The sequence below is a fragment of the Actinomycetospora sp. CA-084318 genome, from assembly GCF_050955885.1.
Lineage (GTDB): Bacteria > Actinomycetota > Actinomycetes > Mycobacteriales > Pseudonocardiaceae > Actinomycetospora.
In genome coordinates, this window is record NZ_CP192098.1 from 4,954,881 (window position 1) to 4,974,641 (window position 19,761).

General features: G+C 72.3%; 17 protein-coding genes. 7 read left to right on the forward strand and 10 right to left on the reverse strand.

From position 1 onward, the window contains the following. Window position 1: 1 nt before the first annotated feature. Complete coding sequence (locus tag ACQPYX_RS24145) at window positions 2–1,333, reverse strand: Nramp family divalent metal transporter (RefSeq protein ID WP_433799792.1); 1,332 nt, start codon at window positions 1,331–1,333, stop codon at window positions 2–4. 123 nt (window positions 1,334–1,456) lie between these two features. Here ACQPYX_RS24145 and ACQPYX_RS24150 point away from each other — a divergent pair, with 123 nt between their 5' ends. Then, window positions 1,457–2,635, forward strand: coding sequence for a cytochrome P450 (locus ACQPYX_RS24150; RefSeq protein WP_433799794.1), 1,179 nt, complete (start codon window positions 1,457–1,459; stop codon window positions 2,633–2,635). 7 nt (window positions 2,636–2,642) lie between these two features. Here the strand turns inward: ACQPYX_RS24150 and ACQPYX_RS24155 are convergent, their stop codons facing one another. Continuing rightward, entirely contained in the window at window positions 2,643–3,422 is a 780-nt protein-coding gene (locus ACQPYX_RS24155) for an aldo/keto reductase (RefSeq protein WP_433799795.1), read from the reverse strand. A 12-nt stretch (window positions 3,423–3,434) separates the two neighbouring features. On the opposite strand from ACQPYX_RS24155, the gene ACQPYX_RS24160 reads away from it, so the two are divergent. The 3 genes from ACQPYX_RS24160 to ACQPYX_RS24170 are packed head-to-tail and all read left to right on the forward strand — an operon-like array spanning window position 3,435 to window position 5,711. Next, on the forward strand, window positions 3,435–4,502 hold the full coding sequence (locus ACQPYX_RS24160; RefSeq protein WP_433799797.1) for a flavin-containing monooxygenase: 1,068 nt from the start codon (window positions 3,435–3,437) through the stop codon (window positions 4,500–4,502). Continuing rightward, complete coding sequence (gene tsaA, locus ACQPYX_RS24165) at window positions 4,499–4,915, forward strand: tRNA (N6-threonylcarbamoyladenosine(37)-N6)-methyltransferase TrmO (RefSeq protein WP_433799798.1); 417 nt, start codon at window positions 4,499–4,501, stop codon at window positions 4,913–4,915. The genes ACQPYX_RS24160 and tsaA overlap by 4 nt, the downstream gene beginning before the upstream one ends. A gap of 1 nt (window position 4,916) precedes the next feature. After that, a complete protein-coding gene (locus ACQPYX_RS24170) occupies window positions 4,917–5,711 on the forward strand; it encodes an MOSC domain-containing protein (protein WP_433799799.1) in 795 nt (264 codons plus the stop codon). Between the two features lie 64 nt (window positions 5,712–5,775). On the opposite strand, the gene katG is transcribed toward ACQPYX_RS24170, so the two are convergent. The 3 genes from katG to ACQPYX_RS24185 all read right to left on the reverse strand — a co-directional run bounded on the left by katG (window position 5,776) and on the right by ACQPYX_RS24185 (window position 9,864). Then, window positions 5,776–7,956: a catalase/peroxidase HPI gene (katG, locus tag ACQPYX_RS24175; protein WP_433799800.1), complete on the reverse strand. Its 2,181-nt coding sequence runs from the start codon at window positions 7,954–7,956 to the stop codon at window positions 5,776–5,778. Window positions 7,957–7,978: 22 nt separating this feature from the next. Further along, window positions 7,979–8,449 carry a Fur family transcriptional regulator gene (locus ACQPYX_RS24180; protein WP_433799801.1) on the reverse strand — a complete coding sequence of 157 codons (471 nt, stop codon included), beginning with the start codon at window positions 8,447–8,449 and terminating at the stop codon, window positions 7,979–7,981. A gap of 83 nt (window positions 8,450–8,532) precedes the next feature. Further along, the gene (locus tag ACQPYX_RS24185) at window positions 8,533–9,864 is read right to left on the reverse strand and encodes an ammonium transporter (RefSeq protein ID WP_433799802.1); all 1,332 of its coding nucleotides are present in this window, start codon (window positions 9,862–9,864) and stop codon (window positions 8,533–8,535) included. Between the two features lie 169 nt (window positions 9,865–10,033). On the opposite strand from ACQPYX_RS24185, the gene ACQPYX_RS24190 reads away from it, so the two are divergent. The 3 genes from ACQPYX_RS24190 (at window position 10,034) to ACQPYX_RS24200 (ending at window position 13,009) form a co-directional block, all read left to right on the forward strand. Further along, entirely contained in the window at window positions 10,034–11,152 is a 1,119-nt protein-coding gene (locus ACQPYX_RS24190; protein ID WP_433799803.1) for an NDMA-dependent alcohol dehydrogenase, read from the forward strand. Between the two features lie 34 nt (window positions 11,153–11,186). Continuing rightward, window positions 11,187–12,107, forward strand: a complete 921-nt coding sequence (locus ACQPYX_RS24195) for an AAA family ATPase (RefSeq protein ID WP_433799804.1) — start codon at window positions 11,187–11,189, stop codon at window positions 12,105–12,107. Window positions 12,108–12,232: 125 nt separating this feature from the next. Next, window positions 12,233–13,009 carry a VWA domain-containing protein gene (locus tag ACQPYX_RS24200; RefSeq protein ID WP_433799805.1) on the forward strand — a complete coding sequence of 259 codons (777 nt, stop codon included), beginning with the start codon at window positions 12,233–12,235 and terminating at the stop codon, window positions 13,007–13,009. A gap of 41 nt (window positions 13,010–13,050) precedes the next feature. On the opposite strand, the gene ACQPYX_RS24205 is transcribed toward ACQPYX_RS24200, so the two are convergent. The 5 genes from ACQPYX_RS24205 to ACQPYX_RS24225 form a co-directional block, all read right to left on the reverse strand. Further along, on the reverse strand, window positions 13,051–13,311 hold the full coding sequence (locus ACQPYX_RS24205; RefSeq protein WP_433799806.1) for an acyl carrier protein: 261 nt from the start codon (window positions 13,309–13,311) through the stop codon (window positions 13,051–13,053). Further along, window positions 13,311–14,885, reverse strand: coding sequence for an amino acid adenylation domain-containing protein (locus ACQPYX_RS24210; RefSeq protein ID WP_433799807.1), 1,575 nt, complete (start codon window positions 14,883–14,885; stop codon window positions 13,311–13,313). Before ACQPYX_RS24210 ends, ACQPYX_RS24205 begins: the two co-directional genes overlap by 1 nt. Next, entirely contained in the window at window positions 14,882–15,895 is a 1,014-nt protein-coding gene (locus ACQPYX_RS24215; RefSeq protein WP_433799808.1) for an LLM class flavin-dependent oxidoreductase, read from the reverse strand. The genes ACQPYX_RS24210 and ACQPYX_RS24215 overlap by 4 nt, the downstream gene beginning before the upstream one ends. Then, on the reverse strand, window positions 15,892–17,634 hold the full coding sequence (locus ACQPYX_RS24220; protein ID WP_433799809.1) for a carbamoyltransferase family protein: 1,743 nt from the start codon (window positions 17,632–17,634) through the stop codon (window positions 15,892–15,894). Before ACQPYX_RS24220 ends, ACQPYX_RS24215 begins: the two co-directional genes overlap by 4 nt. Before the next feature lie 118 nt (window positions 17,635–17,752). Next, window positions 17,753–19,729, reverse strand: a complete 1,977-nt coding sequence (locus ACQPYX_RS24225; RefSeq protein ID WP_433799810.1) for a glycosyltransferase — start codon at window positions 19,727–19,729, stop codon at window positions 17,753–17,755. Between the last annotated feature and the right edge of the window lie 32 nt (window positions 19,730–19,761).

Consider the following 19,761-nt stretch of genomic DNA (forward strand, 5'->3'; position numbering starts at 1 on the left):
ATCAGCCCAGCCGGTTCACGAGGTCGGTGACGAGCAGCGTCAGGAACAGCAGCGACGACGCCCCGAGCAGGGTGTTCGACAGCCAGCCGGACCGACCGTCCCGGGCGATCCGCGACGAGTTGAGCAGCAGCATCAGCGTGATCGCGAGGAACGGCATGAACACCGATCCGAGCACGCCGTAGACCAGCGTCAGCCCGAACGGCCGGTCGATGAACAGCAGCGCCATGGGCGGCACGGTCAGCCAGATCAGGTAGCCCCGGAACGGCCACGAGCGCTCCACGGCCGCCGCGGAGTAGGCGACGGGATCGGCGTCCTCGCCGGTGACCGAGGCCTCGGCGACCTCGGCCCGCCTCCCGTGCGGCAGCCGGAGGGTCCGCAGGGTGTCGGCGAAGAGCAGGCTGACGCCGTTCCACACCCCGAGCAGCGAGCTGGTGGTCACCGCGAGGAAGCCGACCAGGAACAGCACGCGGGCCCACTGGCCGTAGTCCGCGGCGAGCACCTCGCCGAGCGTGAGCAGGCCGCGGTCGGACTCGGTGAGGTCCTGCCCGAGCAGCAGCGTGGAGCCGACGATGAGCATCGCGACCACGAAGATGCCGGTCATGACGTACCCGACGGCGTTGTCCAGCCGCATCATCGACAGCCAGCCGGTGCCCTTCCAGCCCTTCGCGAACATCCAGTAGCCGTAGGCGGCCATCGTGATGGTGCCGCCGACGCCGCCGATCAGGCCGAGGACGTAGACCGTCGACCCCACCGGCAGGCGCGGCACGAGCCCCGAGGCCAGGTCGCCGAGGTTCGGGGTGACCAGCACGGCGACCGACACGACCGTGACGAACTTGAGCGCCACGAGCACGGTGATGAACCGCTCGAAGACCTGGTAGCGCTGCGCCCACACCAGGGCGAGGCCCAGGACCCCGGCGATCATCGCCCAGTAGCGCACCGACAGTCCGCCGAACAGGGCGTTCAGCGGCAGGCCCACCGCCGACATCGCGGTGGCGCCGTACACGAAGCCCCAGATCACGATGTAGACCGCGAAGAACCCGGTGGCCCACCGGCCGAGGCGGCGCCAGCCGTCGAGCAGAGTCGATCCCGACGCCAGGTGCCAGCGCCCGACCCCCTCGCCGAGGGCCAGCTTGAGCACCGTGCCGAGCAGCGCCGCCCACAGCAGGGCGGTGCCGTACTCGGCCCCGGCGATCATCGTCGCGACGAGGTCGCCCGCGCCGACGCCCGCGGCGGCGGCCAGGATGCCCGGCCCGAGGCCGCGGAACCGGGCCGCCCCGGTGGGCGGTTCGAGGGGCTCGGCCGGGTGCTGCTGGATGCGCGTGTCCTGGCTCATGGGTGCTCCTCGGCCGCCGGATCGCTGCCAGTGTGCCGGGTTCGTCCAGGAAAGGACATCCGTCGGTTTCCGCTCGGCGGCAGCGGGGTGTCCCGGGTCACGGTGATTGAGCACGATGGCGCCGTGACTGCTGTTCGCGACATCCCGGTCAGCGACGTCGACCTGTTCGCCGACGACGCCCGGGTCGACCCGTACCCGATCTACCGCGAGCTCCGGGACGCCGGACCCGTCGTCGAGATGGCCCGGCACGGGCACTACGCGCTGCCCCGCTACGCCGACGTGCGCGCCGCCCTCATGGACTGGCGCACGTTCTCCTCCGCGAAGTCGGTGTTCGTGGACGAGGAGACCAACCGCAACCTCGAGGGCATCACGCTGTGCTCCGACCCGCCGGACCACACGATGATGCGCTCGGTCCTCGGCCGGCCGCTGCGTCCGGACCGCATGCGCGAGATCACCCCGACGATCAACGAGGAGGCCGACCGGGTCGTCGATCGGGTCGTCTCCGCGGGCCGGTTCGACGCGGTCACCGACCTCGCCGAGCACCTGCCGATGGCCGTGGTGTCCACGCTCGTCGGCCTCGGCGAGGAGTACCGCGTGAAGATGCTCGAGTGGGCGGCCGCGATCTGGGACGTCCAGGGCCCGCGCAACCAGCGCTTCCTCGACGCGGGCCCGAAGGTCGGCGAGTTCCTCGACTTCGCCGCGAACGACGCGGTCCCCGGCCGGATCGACCCGAACGGCTGGGCCGCGCACCTCTACGAGGCCGCCGACCGCGGGGAGATGCCGCGCGAGAAGTGCCCGGTGATGATGCTCGACTACGTCACGCCGAGCCTCGACACGACGATCCTCGGGATCGCGTCCATGATCGCGCTGTTCGCCGACCACCCCGACCAGTGGGACCTGGTCCGGGCGGACCGCTCGCTCATCCCGCACGCGATCAACGAGGCGCTGCGGATCGAGACGCCGGTCCCCCAGTTCACCCGGGTGCTCACCGACGACCACGAGATCGACGGCGTCGCCCTTCCAGCCGGCAGCCGCGTCGCCCTGCTCTACGGCTCGGCGAACCGCGACGAGCGCAAGTACCCCGACCCCGACCGCTTCGACGTCACGCGCAAGCCCTCCGACCACCTCGCGTTCGGGCGCGGGGAGCACGTGTGCGTCGGGATGCACCTCGCGCGCCTGGAGATGTCGACGCTGCTCGAACGGCTCGCCGACCGGGTGAGCCGCTTCGAGGTCGTCGACCGCACCCCGATGATCAACAACGGGTTGCGGGGGTACGAGCACCTGACGGTGACCGTCTCCTAGGGGACGGTCACGGCCGTCGGCGCATCCGGTCGATCGCCCGCAGGTCCCGCGGCGCCAGCCGCACGCGAGCGACGCCGATGTTCTCGGCCAGCCGCTCGGGCGATGCGCTCTTCGGGAACGCGATCAGCCCCCGGTCCAGGTGCCAGCGCAGCAGCACCTGGGCCGGGGTGGCTCCGACCCGCGCGGCAACCCGCCGGGCCGTGGGGTGCGTCGTCAGGCGTCCCTCGCGCAGCGGGCCCCACGCCTCGGTCGCGATGCCGTGCCGCCGGTGGAAGGCCTGCATCGCGCGGTGCGGCGTCCGCGGGTTGGCGCGGATCTGGTGCACCGCGGGCACCACGCCGGTCGCGTCGACGAGCGCGCGGATCCCGCGGCGGGAGAAGTTCGAGACCCCGACCGAGCGTGCGGCCCCGTCGTCGCGGAGGTCGAGCAACGCCCGCCAGGTGTCCACGTCCCGGTCGCCGGGCCGGTGGATCAGGAACAGGTCGACGTGGTCGGTGCCCAGCCGCTCGAGGCTCTCCGCGAGGGCCGCGCGCGGGTCGCCGTGGCGGCCGTCGTCGAGCTTCGTCGTGATCCAGACGTCCTCGCGCGACACGCCGGAGGCGCGGAGGCCCTCCCCGACCTGCGCCTCGTTGCCGTAGCCCTGCGCGGTGTCGACGTGCCGGTAGCCCAGCTCCAGGGCCGTCGCGACCACGCGGGCGGTCCGGTCCGGCGGGACGTGGTAGACGCCGAGCCCGAACCGCGGGATCGACCTGCCGTCGTTCAGTGTCGTGAGCGGGATGCCGTCCATCAGAATCCGATGATGGACCTCGACGTGGCCGTCGTCGGCGCCGGCTTCTCCGGGCTGCTCGCCCTGCACCTGCTGCGCGAGCAGGGGCTGCGGGTGCACGCCTTCGACGCGGCCGGGAACGTCGGCGGCACCTGGTGGTGGCACGCCTACCCGGGCGCGCACCTGGACACCCCGGGCGAGCACTACCAGTACCGCGTCGACGAGGGGCTCTACCGCGACTGGGGCTGGAGCGAGCGCTACCCCGCGGGCTACGAGGTGCAGCGCTGGTTCCGCTTCGTCGCCGACCGGCTCGACCTGCGTCGTTCGCTCTCGCTGCGGACGCAGGTCCTGTCCGCCGTTCCCGACGACGACCGGTGGCGGCTGGAGACCGCGCCCGGCGGTCCCGTGCGGGCCCGCGAGCTCGTCGTCTGCCCCGGGCGACACCCGGTGGAACCGGCCGTGGACACCGCCGCGTTCGGAGGCCTCGTCGTGCGGACCGCCGCCTGGCCCGAGGACGGCCACGACCTGGCCGGGCGCCGGGTCGGCGTCGTCGGGACGATCCCGGCCACCGTGCAGCTGGTGCCGTGGATCGTCGACCGCGTGGCGTCCCTGCTGGTCCTGGGCGACGGGGCGGTCGACGTCGTCCGCCGGGACAACCCGGTCTACGGCTGGCAGGAGCGCGACGACTACCGGGCCCGGTTCGCCGACCCGACGCCGGCCGAGCCCGTGATCGCCGACCGCGCCGCCATGCGGGCCCGCACCGACGATCCGCGCCTCCTGCCCGACGGGCCGCCCGGGGCGGTGACGCTCGACGACGGCTACCTCGAGGCCTTCGCCCGCGACCACGTTGCCCTCGCCGCGCTCTCCGACCTCGCCCGCGTCGGCCCGGCGGGCGTGGAGATGGTCGACGGCACCGTGCACGAGCTCGACGTCCTGGTGGTGAGCGACGCGTTCGACGCCGGCCCGCCGCGGCTGGCGGGGATCGCCGACGGTCCGGGCCGCCACGTCGTCGTGGCCCGGCCGGGGCACCTGCCCGCCGTGGACCTGCCGGCACAGGTCGCGGCCGTCGTCGACTCGATCGTCGGGAGCGCCGTCCGGTGACCGGGTTCGAGGTCCGCCCGATCGGCCACGTCTCGTCGTCCCTGACCGACCGCGCCGACGCCCCGAAGCAGGCCGACGAGGGCGCGCCCGACGCGTGGCTCGTGCTGGACGAGGCGGTCGCCGAGGCCGCCGCCGACGTCGCCGCCGGGGACGAGCTCGTCGTGATCACCTGGCTGCACGAGGCCGACCGCGACGTGCTCGTCGTGCACCCGCGTGGCGATCCCGCCCGGCCGCCGACCGGCGTGTTCAGCACCCGCTCCCCCGCCCGGCCCAATCCGCTGGGCCTGCACACCGTGCGGGTGCTGGGAACCGACGGGCCGACGAGAATCCATATCGACGCGCTCGAGGCGGTCGACGGCACCCCCGTCGTCGACGTGAAGCGTGCCCTGGACCCCCGACCCGAGGAGAGATGACGTGCAGGTCGCGACCCTGACCCGCTATCCCGTGAAGTCCATGCTCGGCCAGCAGGTCGAGCGGGCGGTCGTCGGGGCCACCGGCCTGGAGAGCGACCGGTGGCGGGCCCTGATCGACCCGACGACGGGCTACGTCGCCACCGCCAAGCAGCCCCGCCACTGGCGACGCCTGCTGCAGTACACGGCGGCGGTGCACGACGACCGCGTCGTGGTGACGACCCCGGACGGCGAGACGATCGACGCCGAGGACCCGCGACTCGTCGACGTCCTCAGCGCGGACCTCGGACGCGCGGTCGAGGTGTCGGCCGCGCGCCCGTCGGGGTCGTCGGTGGAGCGGCCCGACCCGGAGGAGGTCCTCGCGCAGGGCGTGGACGCCGACCTCGAGGCGCCGACGCTGGAGATCAGCCAGGGCAGCGAGGGCGACACGTTCGTCGACCACTCCCCGGTGCACCTGGTCACCACGGCCACCCTCGAGCACCTCGGGATGGAGGCCCTGCGCTACCGCCCGAACCTGGTCATCGCCTCCGACGGCGAGCCGTTCGCCGAGAACGACTGGGTGGGCCGGGAGGTGCAGGTGGGCGAGGTCGTGCTGCGGATCGTGCTGCCGACGCCCCGGTGCTCGGTCCCGACCCTGGAGCACGGCGACCTGCCCCGCGCCCCGAAGGCCATCACGCCGCTGATGAAGGAGAACCGCGTGGAGGTCGAGGGCTTCGGGGTGCTGCCGTGCGCGGGTGCCTACGCCCGGGTGGTGCGCGGCGGCACGATCTCGCTCGGGGACACCGTCACCGTGTCCTAGGTGCCTCCGGCCTGTGAGTACTGATCCGTGCCAGGGCACGGATCAGTACTCACAGGAGCGAAGCTCACTTCACGTCGTAGCGGTCCAGGTTCATGACCTTGACCCACGCCTTCACGAAGTCGCGGACGAACTTCTCCTCGGCCCCGTTCTCGGCGTAGATCTCCGAGACGGCACGCAGCTCGGAGTTCGAGCTGAACACGAGGTCGTTGCGGGTGCCGGTGTAGCGCACCTCGCCGTCGGCGCCGCGGGCCTCGTACACGCCCTCGTCGCTGCCCGACTTCGACCAGGTCAGCTCGGGGCCGAGCAGCGTGGTGAAGAAGTCGTTGGTCAGCTGCCCGACCCGCTCGGTGAACACGCCGTGCGACGAGTCGCCGGAGTTGGCGCCGAGCACGCGCAGGCCGCCGACCAGCACGGTCATCTCGGGCGCGGTGAGGTTGAGCAGGTTCGCCCGGTCGACCAGCAGGTACTCGGCGGGCAGCCGGTGGCCCTTGCCGAGGTAGTTGCGGAAGCCGTCGGCCTTCGGCTCGAGGTAGGTGAACGACTCGGTGTCGGTCCACTCCTGCGAGGCGTCGGTGCGCCCCGGGGTGAACGGCACCTCGATCGAGAACCCGGCGTCGGACGCGGCCTTCTCGATCGCCGCGCCACCGGCGAGGACGATCAGGTCGGCGAGCGAGACCTTCCCGTTGGCCTGCGCGATGCCCTCGAGCGTCTGCAGCGTGCGGCGCAGCTCCTGCGGGTCGTTGACCTCCCAGTCGATCTGCGGGTCGAGGCGCACGCGGGCGCCGTTGGCACCGCCGCGCTTGTCGCCGATGCGGAAGGTCGAGGCCGACGCCCAGGCCGCCTTGACCAGCTGCGAGACCGTGAGGCCGGACGCGAGGACCTGCTTCTCCAGCTCCTCGGCCTCCTCGTGGGTGAGGAGCGGGCCCTCGTGCTCGGGCACCGGGTCCTGCCAGATCAGCGTCTCCTGCGGGGTCCACGCACCGACGTAGCGGTCGATCGGGCCCATGTCGCGGTGGGTCAGCTTGAACCAGGCCCGCGCGAACGCGTCCTTGAACTCCTCGGGGTTGTCGAGGAAGCGCTTCGAGATCTCGCCGTAGATCGGGTCGACCTTCAGCGAGATGTCGGTGACCAGCATCGTGGGCTGACGGGTCAGCTCACCGGTCTCCGGGTCCGGCACCGTGTTGGCGCCGCCGTTGTTCACGGGGCGGTACTGCCAGGCCCCGGCCGGGGACTTGAACAGCTCCCACTCGTACTCGAAGAGGTTCTGGAAGTAGCCGTGGCTCCACTTCGACGGCGTGGAGGTCCAGGTGACCTCGAGGCCGGAGGTGATCGTGTCGCGGCCCTTGCCCTTGCCGAACTCCTGCTTCCAGCCCAGGCCGCCCTGCTCGATCGGGGCGCCCTCGGGCTCCGGGCCGACGTACTGGTCCGGGTCGGCCGCACCGTGGGTCTTGCCGAGGGTGTGGCCACCGGCGATGAGGGCGACGGTCTCCTCGTCGTTCATCGCCATCCGGCCGAAGGTCTCGCGGATGTCGCGCGCGGCGGCCAGCGGGTCGGGGTTGCCGTCCGGGCCCTCCGGGTTGACGTAGATCAGGCCCATCTGCGAGGCGCCGAGCGGCTGCTCGAGCTGGCGGTCGCCGGTGTAGCGCTGGTCGCCGCCGAGCCAGTAGTTCTCCGGGCCCCAGTAGGTCTCGTTGTCGGGCTCGAAGACGTCGGGGCGCCCGCCCGCGAAGCCGAAGGTGGTGAAGCCGGCGATCTCGAGGGCACGGTTGCCCGCGAAGATCATCAGGTCGGCCCAGGAGAGCTTGCGGCCCCACTTCTGCTTGACCGGCCAGAGCAGGCGACGGGCCTTGTCCAGGTTGCCGTTGTCCGGCCAGCTGTTCAGCGGCGCGAAGCGCTGCATGCCCATGCCGGCGCCACCGCGGCCGTCGGCCAGGCGGTAGGTGCCCGCCGAGTGCCACGCCATGCGGATCATGAAGCCCGAGTAGGTGCCGAAGTCGGCCGGCCACCAGTCCTGGCTCGTCGTCAGGCACTCGTCGACGTCCTTGGCCAGGGCGTCGAGGTCGACGGTCGCGAACTCCTTCGCGTAGTCGAAGTCCGGGTCCATCGGGTTGGAGGCCTGGGTGTGGCTGCGCAGGATGCGCAGGTTCAGCTGGTTGGGCCACCAGTCGACGTTCCCGCCACCCTCGGTCGGGTGCGCCAACCGGCCGGCGTGGACGGGGCAGCCGCCCGCGTCCTCCGTGTTCATGTCCGTCTCTCGGGTGACGTGCTCAGACACGACTGTTCCCTCCGAAGGGTTGAGAGGTGGTGGTGACGTGTGCGGTGCTGCGGCAGTCCGGGCAGATCCCCCAGAAGACGACCTCGGCCTCGTCGATGACGAAGCCGTGGTCCTGCGACGGGGTGAGGCACGGAGCGGCCCCGACGGCGCAGTCGACGTCGGCGATGACTCCGCAGGACCGGCACACGACGTGGTGATGGTTGTCCCCGACCCGCGTCTCGTACCGCGCCGACGAGCCCTCGGGCTCGATGCGACGCAGCAGCCCCGCCGTGGTCAGTGCCCGCAGGACGTCGTACACGGCCTGGTGGGACACCGCCCCGAGGTCGGCCCGGACGAGACCGATGATCTCCTCCGTGTCGAGGTGCGGGTGATCGTGCACCGCGGCGAGGACCGCGACGCGCGGACGGGTCACGCGCAGACCGGCCTCGCGCACCTGGCGCTCGTACCCGGTCGGCGTGGACACGGCCCCGAGAGTGCCAGCCAAACTGGAACGGATCAAGTTTCCGCGGCGATCGGCAGATTTCGCGCGGGTGACGGCGGGGTGGATCAGCCCTCCGGCCGCCGCCCTGCCAGGAAGGACTCGCCGACCCGCCGGTTGCTCGCACCGACGGCGAGCGGGGAGAAGTCGTAGCCGCTCTCGGCGTGCTCGGCCTCGTCGACGCCCTCGACCTCGACGTCGCGGTCGACCCGCAGGCCGACCGTGCGTGAGACGGCCCACGCGATGAGGGCCGTGACCACGAACGAGTAGGCGAGCACGGCGACGACCGCCACGGCCTGCTTCCCGAGCTGGCCGAACCCGCCGCCGTAGAGGAGCCCGTCGGCCCCGGCCGGGTTGGTCGCCGTCGAGGCGAGCACGCCGAGCAGGAGCATCCCGACGAGGCCGCCGACGCCGTGCACCGCGACGACGTCCAGCGAGTCGTCGAACCCGTAGCGGAACTTCAGCCGTACCGCGCAGGCGCAGATCGCGCCCGCGGCCAGCCCGATCGCCACCGCTCCGAGCGGCTCGACGTACGCGCACGCGGGGGTGATCCCGACGAGGCCCGCGACGGCGCCGGACGCCGCGCCCAGCGACGTGGGCTTCCCGTCCCGGATCTGCTCGACCACGAGCCAGGACAGCACGGCGGCCGAGCCGGCGAGCATCGTCGCGACGAGCGCCGTACCCGCCGTGGCCGTGGCCCCGAGCGCGGAGCCGGCGTTGAACCCGAACCAGCCGAACCACAGCAGCCCGGCGCCGAGGAGCACGAACGGCAGGTTGTGCGGCCGGACCGGGTCCCGCGGCCACCCCCGCCGCTTCCCGACGACGAGGGCGAGCGCGAGCGCCGAGGCGCCCGAGTTGATCTCGACGGCGGTACCGCCCGCGAAGTCCAGCGCGTGCAGCCGGTTCGCGATCCAGCCGCCGACCGCGTCCGGGGCGACGGCGCCGTCGATGGCGAACACCCAGTGCGCCTCGGGGATGTAGACCAGCGTGACCCACACGACCACGAACAGCGTCCACGGCCAGAACCGGACCCGCTCCGCGACGGCGCCCGCGAGCAGCGCGACCGTGATGATCGCGAACATCAGCTGGAACATGGCGAACACGCCGGTGGGCACCGCGCTCGACCCGGTGCCGAGCACGGCCGTGTCCAGGTGGCGCATCCCCGCGTCGGAGAAGCCGCCGACGAGCCCGCCGAAGGAGTCGGAGCCGAACGCGAGGGACCACCCGAAGGCCACCCAGAGGATGCCGACGACCCCGAGACAGACGAACGTCGTCATCATCATGTTCAGGACGGCCTTCGTCCGGACCATGCCGCCGTAGAAGAGCGCGAGCCCCGGCGTCATGAGCATGACCAGGCCGGTCGACGCCAGCATCCAGGCGGTGCTGCCCGAGTCGATCACGGCCGGAGTGTGACACGGAGATGACATCCGTGTCCTCGACGTGTGACACGAGTATGACGCTCGCCGAAGGCGGTGTCGGGACTGGCGAGGTGCCCTGGGATCTGTGAGAGTCGCCCCCGTCACATGTCGCGAGCGACATGGTTTCGCAGTCACGTCGAGGAGGACGTACATGAAGACCAAGGCCGCGGTGGTCTACGAGACCGGCAAGCCGATCGAGGTCGTCGAGCTCGACCTCGCGGGGCCCGAGGAGGGCGAGGTCCTCATCCGGTACACCTACGCCGGTCTCTGCCACTCGGACGTCCACATCGCGCACGGCGACCTCGAGGCCCGGCTGCCGATGGTCCTGGGCCACGAGGGCGCGGGCATCATCGAGGAGGTCGGTCCGGGCGTCACGCGCGTCAAGCCCGGCGACCACGTGGTCTGCTCCTTCATCCCGAACTGCGGCGTCTGCCGCTGGTGCGCGACCGGTCAGCAGGCCATCTGCGACATGGGCGCGAACATCCTCTCGGGCGAGCTCCCCAGCGGCCGCTTCCCCTTCACCGGCCCCGGCCCGGAGAAGAACTACGGCGCGATGTGCATGATCGGCACGTTCAGCCAGTACGGGACGATCAGCCAGACCTCGGTGGTCAAGGTCGACGACGAGCTGCCCCTGGACAAGGCCGTCCTGGTCGGCTGCGGCGTCCCCACCGGCTGGGGCTCGGCGGTCTACGCGGCCGACGTGCAGCCCGGTGAGACCGTGATCGTCTCCGGCGTCGGTGGCATCGGCATCAACGCCGTCCAGGGCGCGCGCTTCGCGGGTGCGAAGAACCTCATCGCCGTCGACCCGCTGGAGAACAAGCGGGAGAAGGCCATGGAGCTCGGCGCCACGCACGCCGTCGGCTCGATCGAGGAGGCCGCCGACCTCGCCCGCCAGATGACCAACGGCAACGGCGCCGACAAGGCCGTCGTGACGGCGGGCCTGGTCACCCAGGAGATCGTCACCGGCGCGTTCGACGCCATCGGCAAGGGCGGCACCGTCGTCCTCACCGGCCTGAACAAGCTGACCGAGACGAACGTCCAGCTGCCGGGCTCGATCATGACGCTGTTCAAGAAGACGGTGAAGGGCACGCTCTTCGGCGACTGCAACCCGACCACGGACATCCCCAAGATCCTGGGCATGTACCAGAGCGGGGACATCAAGCTCGACGAGCTGATCACGAAGACCTACACCCTGGAGCAGGTCAACGAGGGTTACGACGCCCTGCTGAACGGCGACAACGTCCGCGGCGTCCTCATCCACGAGCACTGAGGGCACCGACCCCCAGGAACGGAGTACGAGCACGTTGGCGGACACCGTCGCCACCGTCGGACGCGGCCGGGAGACCGAGCTTCTCCAGGCCGCGCTCGACGGCGGTACCCATGTCGTCCTCGAGGGCCCGCCGGGCACCGGGAAGTCGACCCTGCTGCGCGGGGTCGCGCACTCCCGCAGCATCGGCTTCCACTTCGTCGAGGGGAACGCCGAGCTGACGCCGGCACGGCTGGTCGGGCACTTCGACCCGGCCCGTGTGCTGGCCGACGGCTACGTCGAGGAGATCTTCGTCGACGGACCGTTGGTCTCGGCGCTGCGCGAGGGCGGGCTCCTCTACATCGAGGAGCTCAACCGCGTCCCCGAGGAGACCCTCAACGTCCTCATCACGGTGATGAGCGAGGGCGAACTGCACGTCCCCCGGCTCGGGCGCATCGCCGCGGAACCCGGCTTCCGCATGGTCGCGGCGATGAACCCGTACGACGCGGTCGGCACCGCCCGGATCTCCGCGGCCCTGCACGACCGCACCTGCCGGATCGCCATGGGCTACCAGTCCGCGGCGGACGAGACGCAGATCGTGTCCGGCCGGGCCCCGGTGACCCCGGACGGCTGGCGCGAGAAGGCGGTCGACCTGGTCCGCCGGACCCGGGACCACAAGGACCTGCGCACCGGCTCGTCGGTCCGTGGCGCCATCGACCTCGCCCGGGTCACGGTGTCGCTGGCCGCGGCCCGCGACCGGGCGGTCGACGACTGGCGGGTCGGGCTCGACGCCGCCACCGTCGCGCTGTCCGGGCGCATCAAGGTCATCGAGTCCGCCCGGCGCACGCCGGAGGAGATCATCCGCGAGCTCTACGAGGCGGTCTTCGGCCGGGAGCCGTCGGAGTCCGACCCCGAGTCCTCCGGGGACGATGATGCGTCGGGGGGAGCCAGAGCCCGCCCGGCGCGGGCAGCGGAGTAGACAAGCCGTCCCGGCAGAAGGCGGCGCCGAAGTCGTCGCGGTCGGACCTCGCCCGTCGGCACGAGGACTTCGAGTCGGTCTCGCCGCAGGTCGGGGAGATCGACCAGGAGGCCTTCGACGCGCTGATGCGGGAGGACCCCGGGGCGGCGATGGAACTCGTCGTCGACATGACGAAGGCGACCGACGAGACGCTGCGGGAGAAGGCACGCCGGCTGGCGGGCACGATCCTGCTGGAACGCTCGAAGGTCGGGCCGTCGCGCTCCCGGGGCTCCTCGAAGCTCCGGCTCCGCCCGGCCGACCGGGGTGGCGACATCGACGTGGACGCGTCGATGGAGGCGCTCGTCGAGGCGCGGGCGGCGAACCTGCCGCCCCACCTCGAGGACCTGCACGCGATCGACTGGGCGCAGCCCGGCATCGCGCTGTGCCTGCTCGTCGACACCTCCGGGTCGATGACGGGCGGCCGGCTCGCGGCCGCGGCGCTCACCGCCGCCGCGTGCTCGTGGCGGGCGCCCGAGGAGTTCGCCGTCGTGTCCTTCGAGCGGCAGGCCACGGTGCAGCGCGGGCTGCACCAGCCGACGCCGCCGGAGACGCTCGTCGACCAGCTCCTGGCCCTGCGCGGCCACGGGGTGACCGGACTGTCGGCCGCGATGCGGGCGGCGGCCGACCAGCTCGTGGCGGCCCGCTCCTCGCGGCGGGTCACCGTGCTGCTGTCGGACTGCCGGGCGACCGACGACCAGGACCCGGTGCCCCTCGCCGCGTCCCTGGACGAGCTGCTGATCCTCGCCCCGGCCGACGACTCGTCGGACGCCGAGGCGCTGGCGGCCGCGGTCGGGGCGCGGGTGGAGACGATGGCCGACCCGTCGGAGGCCCCGGCGGCCCTGGCGCGTCTGCTGGACGCGTAGCTCATGTGAGCACTTTCCGTGGCTGGAGCCACGGAAAGTGCTCACATGGGCGTAGCCCCCATCTCGGCCAGGAAGTCGGCCATCGACGCCACCGAGCGGAACCGCTCGATGTCGAAGTCGTCCAGCGGGAGCTGGACGCCGAAGTTCTCCTCGAGCGCCACGATCAGGGTGACCAGCGCGAGCGAGTCGATGAGCCCGGCCTCGAGCAGGTCCTCCTCGACGGAGGGCACGTCGATCCCGGCGCGGTCGCTGACGACCTCGGCCACCTGGGCGCGCAGTGTCTCGAGGGTGTCCGTGGTCATCACGCGCCTTCCGTGGGCCGGAAGCGCTCACGCAGCACCGGCCGGTCGATCTTCCCGTTCACGTTCTTGGGCAGCTCGTCGAGGACGAGCCACTTCGCCGGCACCATGTAGCGCGGCACCAGCGCGGCCACGGCCCGACGCATGTCGTTCACCGCCAGCTCGGCACCCGCGGCGACCGAGTAGGCGCAGCAGATCGTGGTCCCCTCGAAGCCGCCGAGGTCGACGCCGACCACCGCGCACTCCTTGACCCCCGCCACGGTGTTCACCGCGGTCTCGATCTCGCCCAGCTCGATCCGGTACCCGCGCGACTTGATCTGCGAGTCGGTCCGGCCCAGGAAGTGCACCACGCCCTCGGCGTCGACCCGGGCCAGGTCGCCGGTCTTGTAGATCCGCTCGCCGTCCGGGCCGGTGACGAACGCGGCGTCGGTCTTCTCCTGGTCGCGCCAGTAACCCGGCGACAACCCGACCCCGCCGATGTACAGCTCGCCGATCTCCCCCGTCGGAGCCGGCCTGCCGTCCTCCAGCACGATCAGCGACTCGCCCGCGCACGGCACCCCGATCGGCACCGGCACCGACTCGTCGACCGGCACCTCGGGCACGTCGTAGTAGGACGACGCGATCGTCGCCTCGGTCGGCCCGTACAGGTTCGTGAAGCGCACCCGCGGCAGCTTGCGCATCCAGTGCGCGAGGATCGGCGTCGGCAGCACCTCGCCGCACCACAGCAGCCGCTCCAGCGCCGGGAAGTCGTCCTGCGCCACCGCGTCGAACCGCGCCAGGTACGTCAGCACCGAGGGCACCGAGAACCACTGCGTCAGCTCGCGGTCGCGGATGAACGCCGCCGTCTTCCGCGCGTCCAGACCCAACGACGCCGGCACGAGGTGCAGCTCCGCCCCGGCCGCGAGCGTCGCGTAGATGTCGAACGTCGACAGGTCGAAGTGCAGCGGCGGGTGCCCGGAGATCCGGTCGCCGGGCTTCGTCCCGAAGTGCCCGAGGGCCCAGTCGACGAACGCCGACACCATGTCGTGCGTGATCATCACGCCCTTCGGGATCCCGGTGGATCCCGAGGTGAAGAGCAGGTGCGCGAGCGGGTCCTTCCCGACGACCGGTGCGGTCGGCTCCAGCGCGGCGACCTCGGCCCGGTCGAACGCGCTCGTGAAGCGCTCCCCCGCCAGCGGCGCCTCGAGCGACCCGACCGTCAGGTCCGAGAGCCCCTCCTCGACGAGCCCGTCGACGAGCTTCGTCGCCGTCGCGTCCGCGAGCAGCACCGACGGCTCGGCCGAGCGGATGATGCGCGCGACGCGGGTCGCGGGCGACGCGGAGTCCACCGGCACGTAGACCGCGCCGGCCTTGAGCGTCCCGATCAGCGACGCGATCGTCCACGGGGTCTTGGCCGCGAGCACGCCCACGCGGTCCCCGGGCCGCACGCCCCGGTCGACGAGGGCGCGGGCGATCCGGTTCGTGGTCGCGTCGAGCTCGGCGTAGGTCAGCCGCTCGACCCCGTCCGGACCGATCAGCGCGGTCGAGCCGGGCGAGCGCTCCGCCGAGGTGGTGAGCAGGTCCTCGAGGCGGGTCATCGCGCCACGACCCCCGCCCGGCGGAACACCTCGCCGATGTGGTCGAGCTCCTCGGCCGACGGCGGGATGTCCAGCACGAAGACCCGCGTGCCCTGGCCCGCGTAGTGCGCGACGGCCTCGGCGACCCGGTCGTACGAGCCGACCAGGTACGGGCAGAACGTCTGGTAGTTCTGGAACGGTCCGAGCCAGAACGGGTCCGGCTCGCCCGAGCCGTCGTCCACGACCTCCTGGCCGCGGGCGGCCGCGGAGAGCTGGGCGTGCCACGACGAGTCGCTGGCGCGCATCGCCATCGAGTGCGCGATCTGGCCCTTGCGGTCGGTCGGGAACCGCTCCTCGGCGACCTTCCACGCGTCCGCGGTGTCCTCGCGCGCGACGATGCCGACCCGGACGCCCCCGCCCTCGGGAGCCTCCCCGGTCTCGCGGCCGAGCGGCTCGGGGTAGCGGATCGGCACGGCGCCGAGGGTCTCGGCCGCGGCCCGGCCGGCCGGCGACGACCCGGAGATCAGCACCTCCGGCATGAGCTCCGCAGGCAGCGCGGGCGCGAGGCGCAGGTTGTGCACCTGGTGCCAGCGGCCCTCGTGGGTGACCGTCTCGCCCCGCAGCAGCGCCATGAGGATCTGCGTGTACTCGGTGGTGCGGGCGTAGCGGTCGTCGTGCTCGGTCGGGTCGCCGAGCGCGAGCAGGTCGTTGCGGAACCCGCCCGCCAGCATGTTCAGGTGCACCGACCGGCCGTGCAGGTAGGCCAGCGAGCTCACCATCGACGCGGCGGTGAACGGGTGCATGTACACCGGCTGCACGGCGACCAGCGGGGCGAGCCGCTCGGTCGCCGCGAGGGCGTGCTGCGCGACGAGCCACGGGTCGGCGATGCCGTTGTCGGTGTAGACCAGCATCCCGGTGCAGCCCGCGGCCTCGCTCCAGCGCGCCACGTCGGCCACGGCCTGCGCGTACTCCGCCGCCGGCACGTCCTTCGACTGCGGGCAGGTGGAGTAGATCTGGACACCGGAGGTCACGAGGTCGTCCCCTCCACCACGAACCCCTCGATGTAGAGACGGTCCAGGGCGATCCGGGCGAACGTGTCGACCGCCGTCGCCGGGTCCATGATCAGCGGCTGGCCCTTGACGTTGAACGACGTGTTCACCACGCACCCGGTGCCCGTGCGGTCCCGGACCTTGTCCAGCAGCGCGGCGAAGGTGGCGTTCAGCGCCGGCGTCACCGTCTGGATCCGCGCCGAGTCGTCCTCGTGGACGATGCCCGACAGCGCGGCCTTGGCCTCCGGGCGCACCTGCGCGGTGCAGAGCATGTAGTGGTCCGGGTCGAAGCCGCGGGTGACGAAGAGCCGGTCCCGGTCGTCGACGTGGACGGCCGGCGCGAACGGCCGGAACGCCTCGCGGAACTTCACCGCGGAGTTGATCCGGTCCTTGATCCGGTCACCGTCGGGCCGGGCGACGATCGAGCGGTTGCCCAGCGCGCGCGGCCCGAACTCCATCCGGCCGTGGAACACGGCGATGATCCGGTCGGCGGCGATGTCCTCGGCGGCGGCGTCGAGGTACTCGTCGGTCATCCCGACCTCGCGCCACCGCAGGTCGGGGCGGGCCTCGAGGACCGCCCGGACGTCGTCGGCGGAGTACCGCGCGCCCAGGTACGGGTCGAACGGCGTGGCGACGGGCTTCAGGTCCTCCGCCACCGCGTACGCGGCGCCGAGCGACGTGCCGTCGTCGCCCGAGGCCGGCTGGACGAAGAGCCGCTGCAGCCCGGGGAGGTCCGCGATCGACTGGTTGGACTTGCAGTTGAGGAACGTCCCGCCCGCGAGCGCCAGGTTCGTCTCGCCGGAGCGCTCGAGCCAGTGGCCGACGAGGTCGACCAGCAGGTCGGTCAGGCACTCCTGCATCGACGCGGCGAAGTCCGCCTCGTCGCGCTGGATCGACCCGTCGGGGACGGCGGGGGTGAAGGTCTGCTCCTCCAGCAGCGCCCGCGCCTGGGGGTAGCCGTGCTCGGCGTCCGAGAGCGCCCCGCTCGGCCAGTCGATCACCACCGAGCCCTTGTCATGATCGAATCGCGTGAGCTTCTGGAAGACCTCGCGATAACGCGACGGGTCGCCGTAGGGCGCGAGCCCCATGACCTTGTACTCGTCGTTGTTGAACTGGAAACCGAGAAAGCGGGTCCCGATCGAATACAGAATCCCCAGCGACGAGGCGATCGGCTGGGTGTGCAGCTTCTCCAGTTCCGTCCCGACGAAGCGGAAGATCGACAACGAATCGACCTCCCCCATGCCGTCCGAGACGACCGCGAGGCCGCGGTCGAAGCCGCTGGGCACGACGGCCGAGAGGGCGTGGGCGCGGTGGTGCTCGACGGGCGTCAGCTTCGCCGCGAGCTGCGGCCAGCCCGCCTCGGTCAGCGCGTCGCGCACGGTCTGCGAGCTCAGGACCTCGTCGAAGTACTGCCGGGCGAGCACGAACGCCCGGCGGTGCCGGTCGTAGTCGAACCCGTGGGCGACGACGTCGACGTCGTCCGCGCCGACGCCGGCCTCGGCCAGGCACCACGCGATGGCCTGGCGCGGCAGCGCCCCGGTGCCCTTGTCACCGTCGAACCGCTCCTCGGACGCGGCCGCGACCAGCTCGCCGTCGACGATGATCGCCGCCGCGCTGTCGAGTCCCTGGGTGATCCGCGCGTCGAGTGGGTCGATGTCCGGCGTGGTCTCGCGCAGTCTCCGCTGCGAATTCGGGAGACCGCTGAGTCCGAGAACGATCATCGACAAGCTCCTCCACGGCTACGTGCGGATTGTTCGCTCACTATGACGTGCGAGGAGACTCCCGGTTCATCGGGGGGTCAGGGTTGTCCGATATCGAAGGGCCGACCCCACAGCCTGTTCACACCGTGGCGGCCGGTTGGTCCATCCCGGGGAATCCGTGGCCCAGCACGGTCACGAACGCGCGCTGGTAGGCGTCGACCATGGCGGAGTCGGTGTAGAGCGCGAGCGCCCGCTCGCGGCCCGCGCGGCCGAGCCGGGCGAGCTCGGCCCGGTCGTCGAGCACGCCGGCCAGGGCCCGGGCCCAGGCCTCGACGGTGACGGGTTCGACGACGACGCCGGCGGCGCCGTGGTCGAGCATCTCGGGTACCGACCCGCTCGCCGACGCCATCACCGGCACCCCGCGCGTCATCGCCTCCACCATCACGAGCGGGAACGCCTCGAACCCGCTCGGGACGCAGAGCACGTCGGTCTCGGCGAACGCGTGGTCCGGGCCCGGGGACACCCCGCGCCAGCGCACCTGCCCGCGCAGGTGGGCCGGGGTCTCGGCCTCCATGGCGGCCCCGTCGGGGCCGACGCCGAAGATGTCCAGCGTCCACTCGTCCGGCCGTGCGAGGGCGTCCAGGGCGTGGATCAGCAGCGTCGTGTTCTTGTAGGTCTTGAGGCGGGTCAGCATGCAGAACCGCACCGGACCCGTCGTCGGGACCTCGCCGAGGGGCGTCCCCGGGGTGAGGCCGTTCGGGGCGACCATGACCCGCTCGGTCAACCGCTGGTGGCGCGAGAGGTCGGCGTGGTGCTGCCGGGAGAGCACGAGGAGGCCGTCGGCGGTGCGCAGCGCGCGGGCCTGCGCCTCGGAGTAGGTGGGCCGGTCGAGCTCGGCCGGGTCGTGCGCCGCGGGGATCCAGGAGCGCTTCTGGCCGGTCACCCGGCCGAGCGCCCGCCACGCCGTCGCGAACCCGATCTCGGTCTTCGTGCACCCCCCGACGACGATCGCCTCGTCGGTGGCGGCCACGTCCACCACCGGCTGCCACCACGGCTGCATCAGCATGCGGACGCGCGGGTCGAGCTCGCTGATGTACTGCCCGAGGTGCTGCAGGCACACCAGCGTCACCGGGTGGCCGCGCTCGACGAGCTCGTTGGCGAGCACCACGCGCTGCCGCTCGGCCCCACCCGGCCGCAGCCCGTTGGTGATGACCACGACGGCGGGCCGCCCCCCGGCCCGGGCGGCGAGGGCGTCGAGGCGGGCGCGCCGCGGGCCGCGCTTGGACCGCTGGACGCGGTCGAGCAGCGTCGAGCCGGCGGCGTAGAGCGAGCCGCGCCCGGCGTTGTGCTCGAGCCCCAGCACCATGACCTGCGCCGAGCGCAGCAGGTCGGACCCGCGCATCGAGGCGAGCGGGTCGTCGGCCACCGTCCCGCCGGACGAGTGCCGGACCTGCGGGCCGGCCGCGGGGTCGTCGACGAGTCGCAGCTCCCAGCCGTGCCGTCGGGCGTTCGGCTGCCAGGTCGCGTCCTCGCCGTAGACGAAGAACTGCTCGTCGAACTCGCCGAGCGCGGTCCAGGCGTCGCGGGCGATGAACAGCGCGCAGCCGGTGAGGTAGCCGTCGACCTGCTCGGGGGCGCTCGGGTACAGGTCGCTGACACGGTGGCCGCGGAGGCGCTTCGCGTAGCCCGCGGAGTTCAGCAGGTTGCGCACCACGCCCTGCTCGCGGTGGGCGACGTCCCAGGGCTGGTCGCGGCCCTCGGGGTCGAGGACGGTCGGCGAGACGACGGCGACGCCCGGCTCGGCCAGCGCCGCCCGCGCCCGGGTGCAGGGGCCGAGCAGCTCGGCGTCGGGGTTGAGCTGCAGGACGTCGCAGTCGGGCACCTGCGCCATGAGCTTGTTCATGGCCGCGATGTAGCCGAGGTTGAACTCGGAGAAGGTCCAGGTGACGTCCGGGCGGGAGGCCGCCAGCTCCCGGACCGCGGGCGAGCCGGAGGACCCGTTGTCCCAGACGTGCACGCGCGCCTCGGGGAGCCACTTGTCGACGCTCGCGAGCGCGCGGTCCAGCAGGTCCGCCCGCCGGTAGGAGACGATGCAGACCGCCAGTTCCCGGGACACGGTCGTCGATCGTGTCACGGCCGTCCCGGCCG

Coding starts and splice junctions, on each gene's coding strand:
- ACQPYX_RS24145 (WP_433799792.1), bottom strand. CDS start 1,333: ATGAGCCAGGACACGCGCATCCAGCAGCACCCGGCCGAGCCCCTCGAA.
- ACQPYX_RS24155 (WP_433799795.1), bottom strand. CDS start 3,422: ATGGACGGCATCCCGCTCACGACACTGAACGACGGCAGGTCGATCCCG.
- ACQPYX_RS24160 (WP_433799797.1), top strand. CDS start 3,435: ATGGACCTCGACGTGGCCGTCGTCGGCGCCGGCTTCTCCGGGCTGCTC.
- katG (WP_433799800.1), bottom strand. CDS start 7,956: ATGAACACGGAGGACGCGGGCGGCTGCCCCGTCCACGCCGGCCGGTTG.
- ACQPYX_RS24190 (WP_433799803.1), top strand. CDS start 10,034: ATGAAGACCAAGGCCGCGGTGGTCTACGAGACCGGCAAGCCGATCGAG.
- ACQPYX_RS24200 (WP_433799805.1), top strand. CDS start 12,233: ATGCGGGAGGACCCCGGGGCGGCGATGGAACTCGTCGTCGACATGACG.
- ACQPYX_RS24205 (WP_433799806.1), bottom strand. CDS start 13,311: ATGACCACGGACACCCTCGAGACACTGCGCGCCCAGGTGGCCGAGGTC.
- ACQPYX_RS24210 (WP_433799807.1), bottom strand. CDS start 14,885: ATGACCCGCCTCGAGGACCTGCTCACCACCTCGGCGGAGCGCTCGCCC.
- ACQPYX_RS24220 (WP_433799809.1), bottom strand. CDS start 17,634: ATGATCGTTCTCGGACTCAGCGGTCTCCCGAATTCGCAGCGGAGACTG.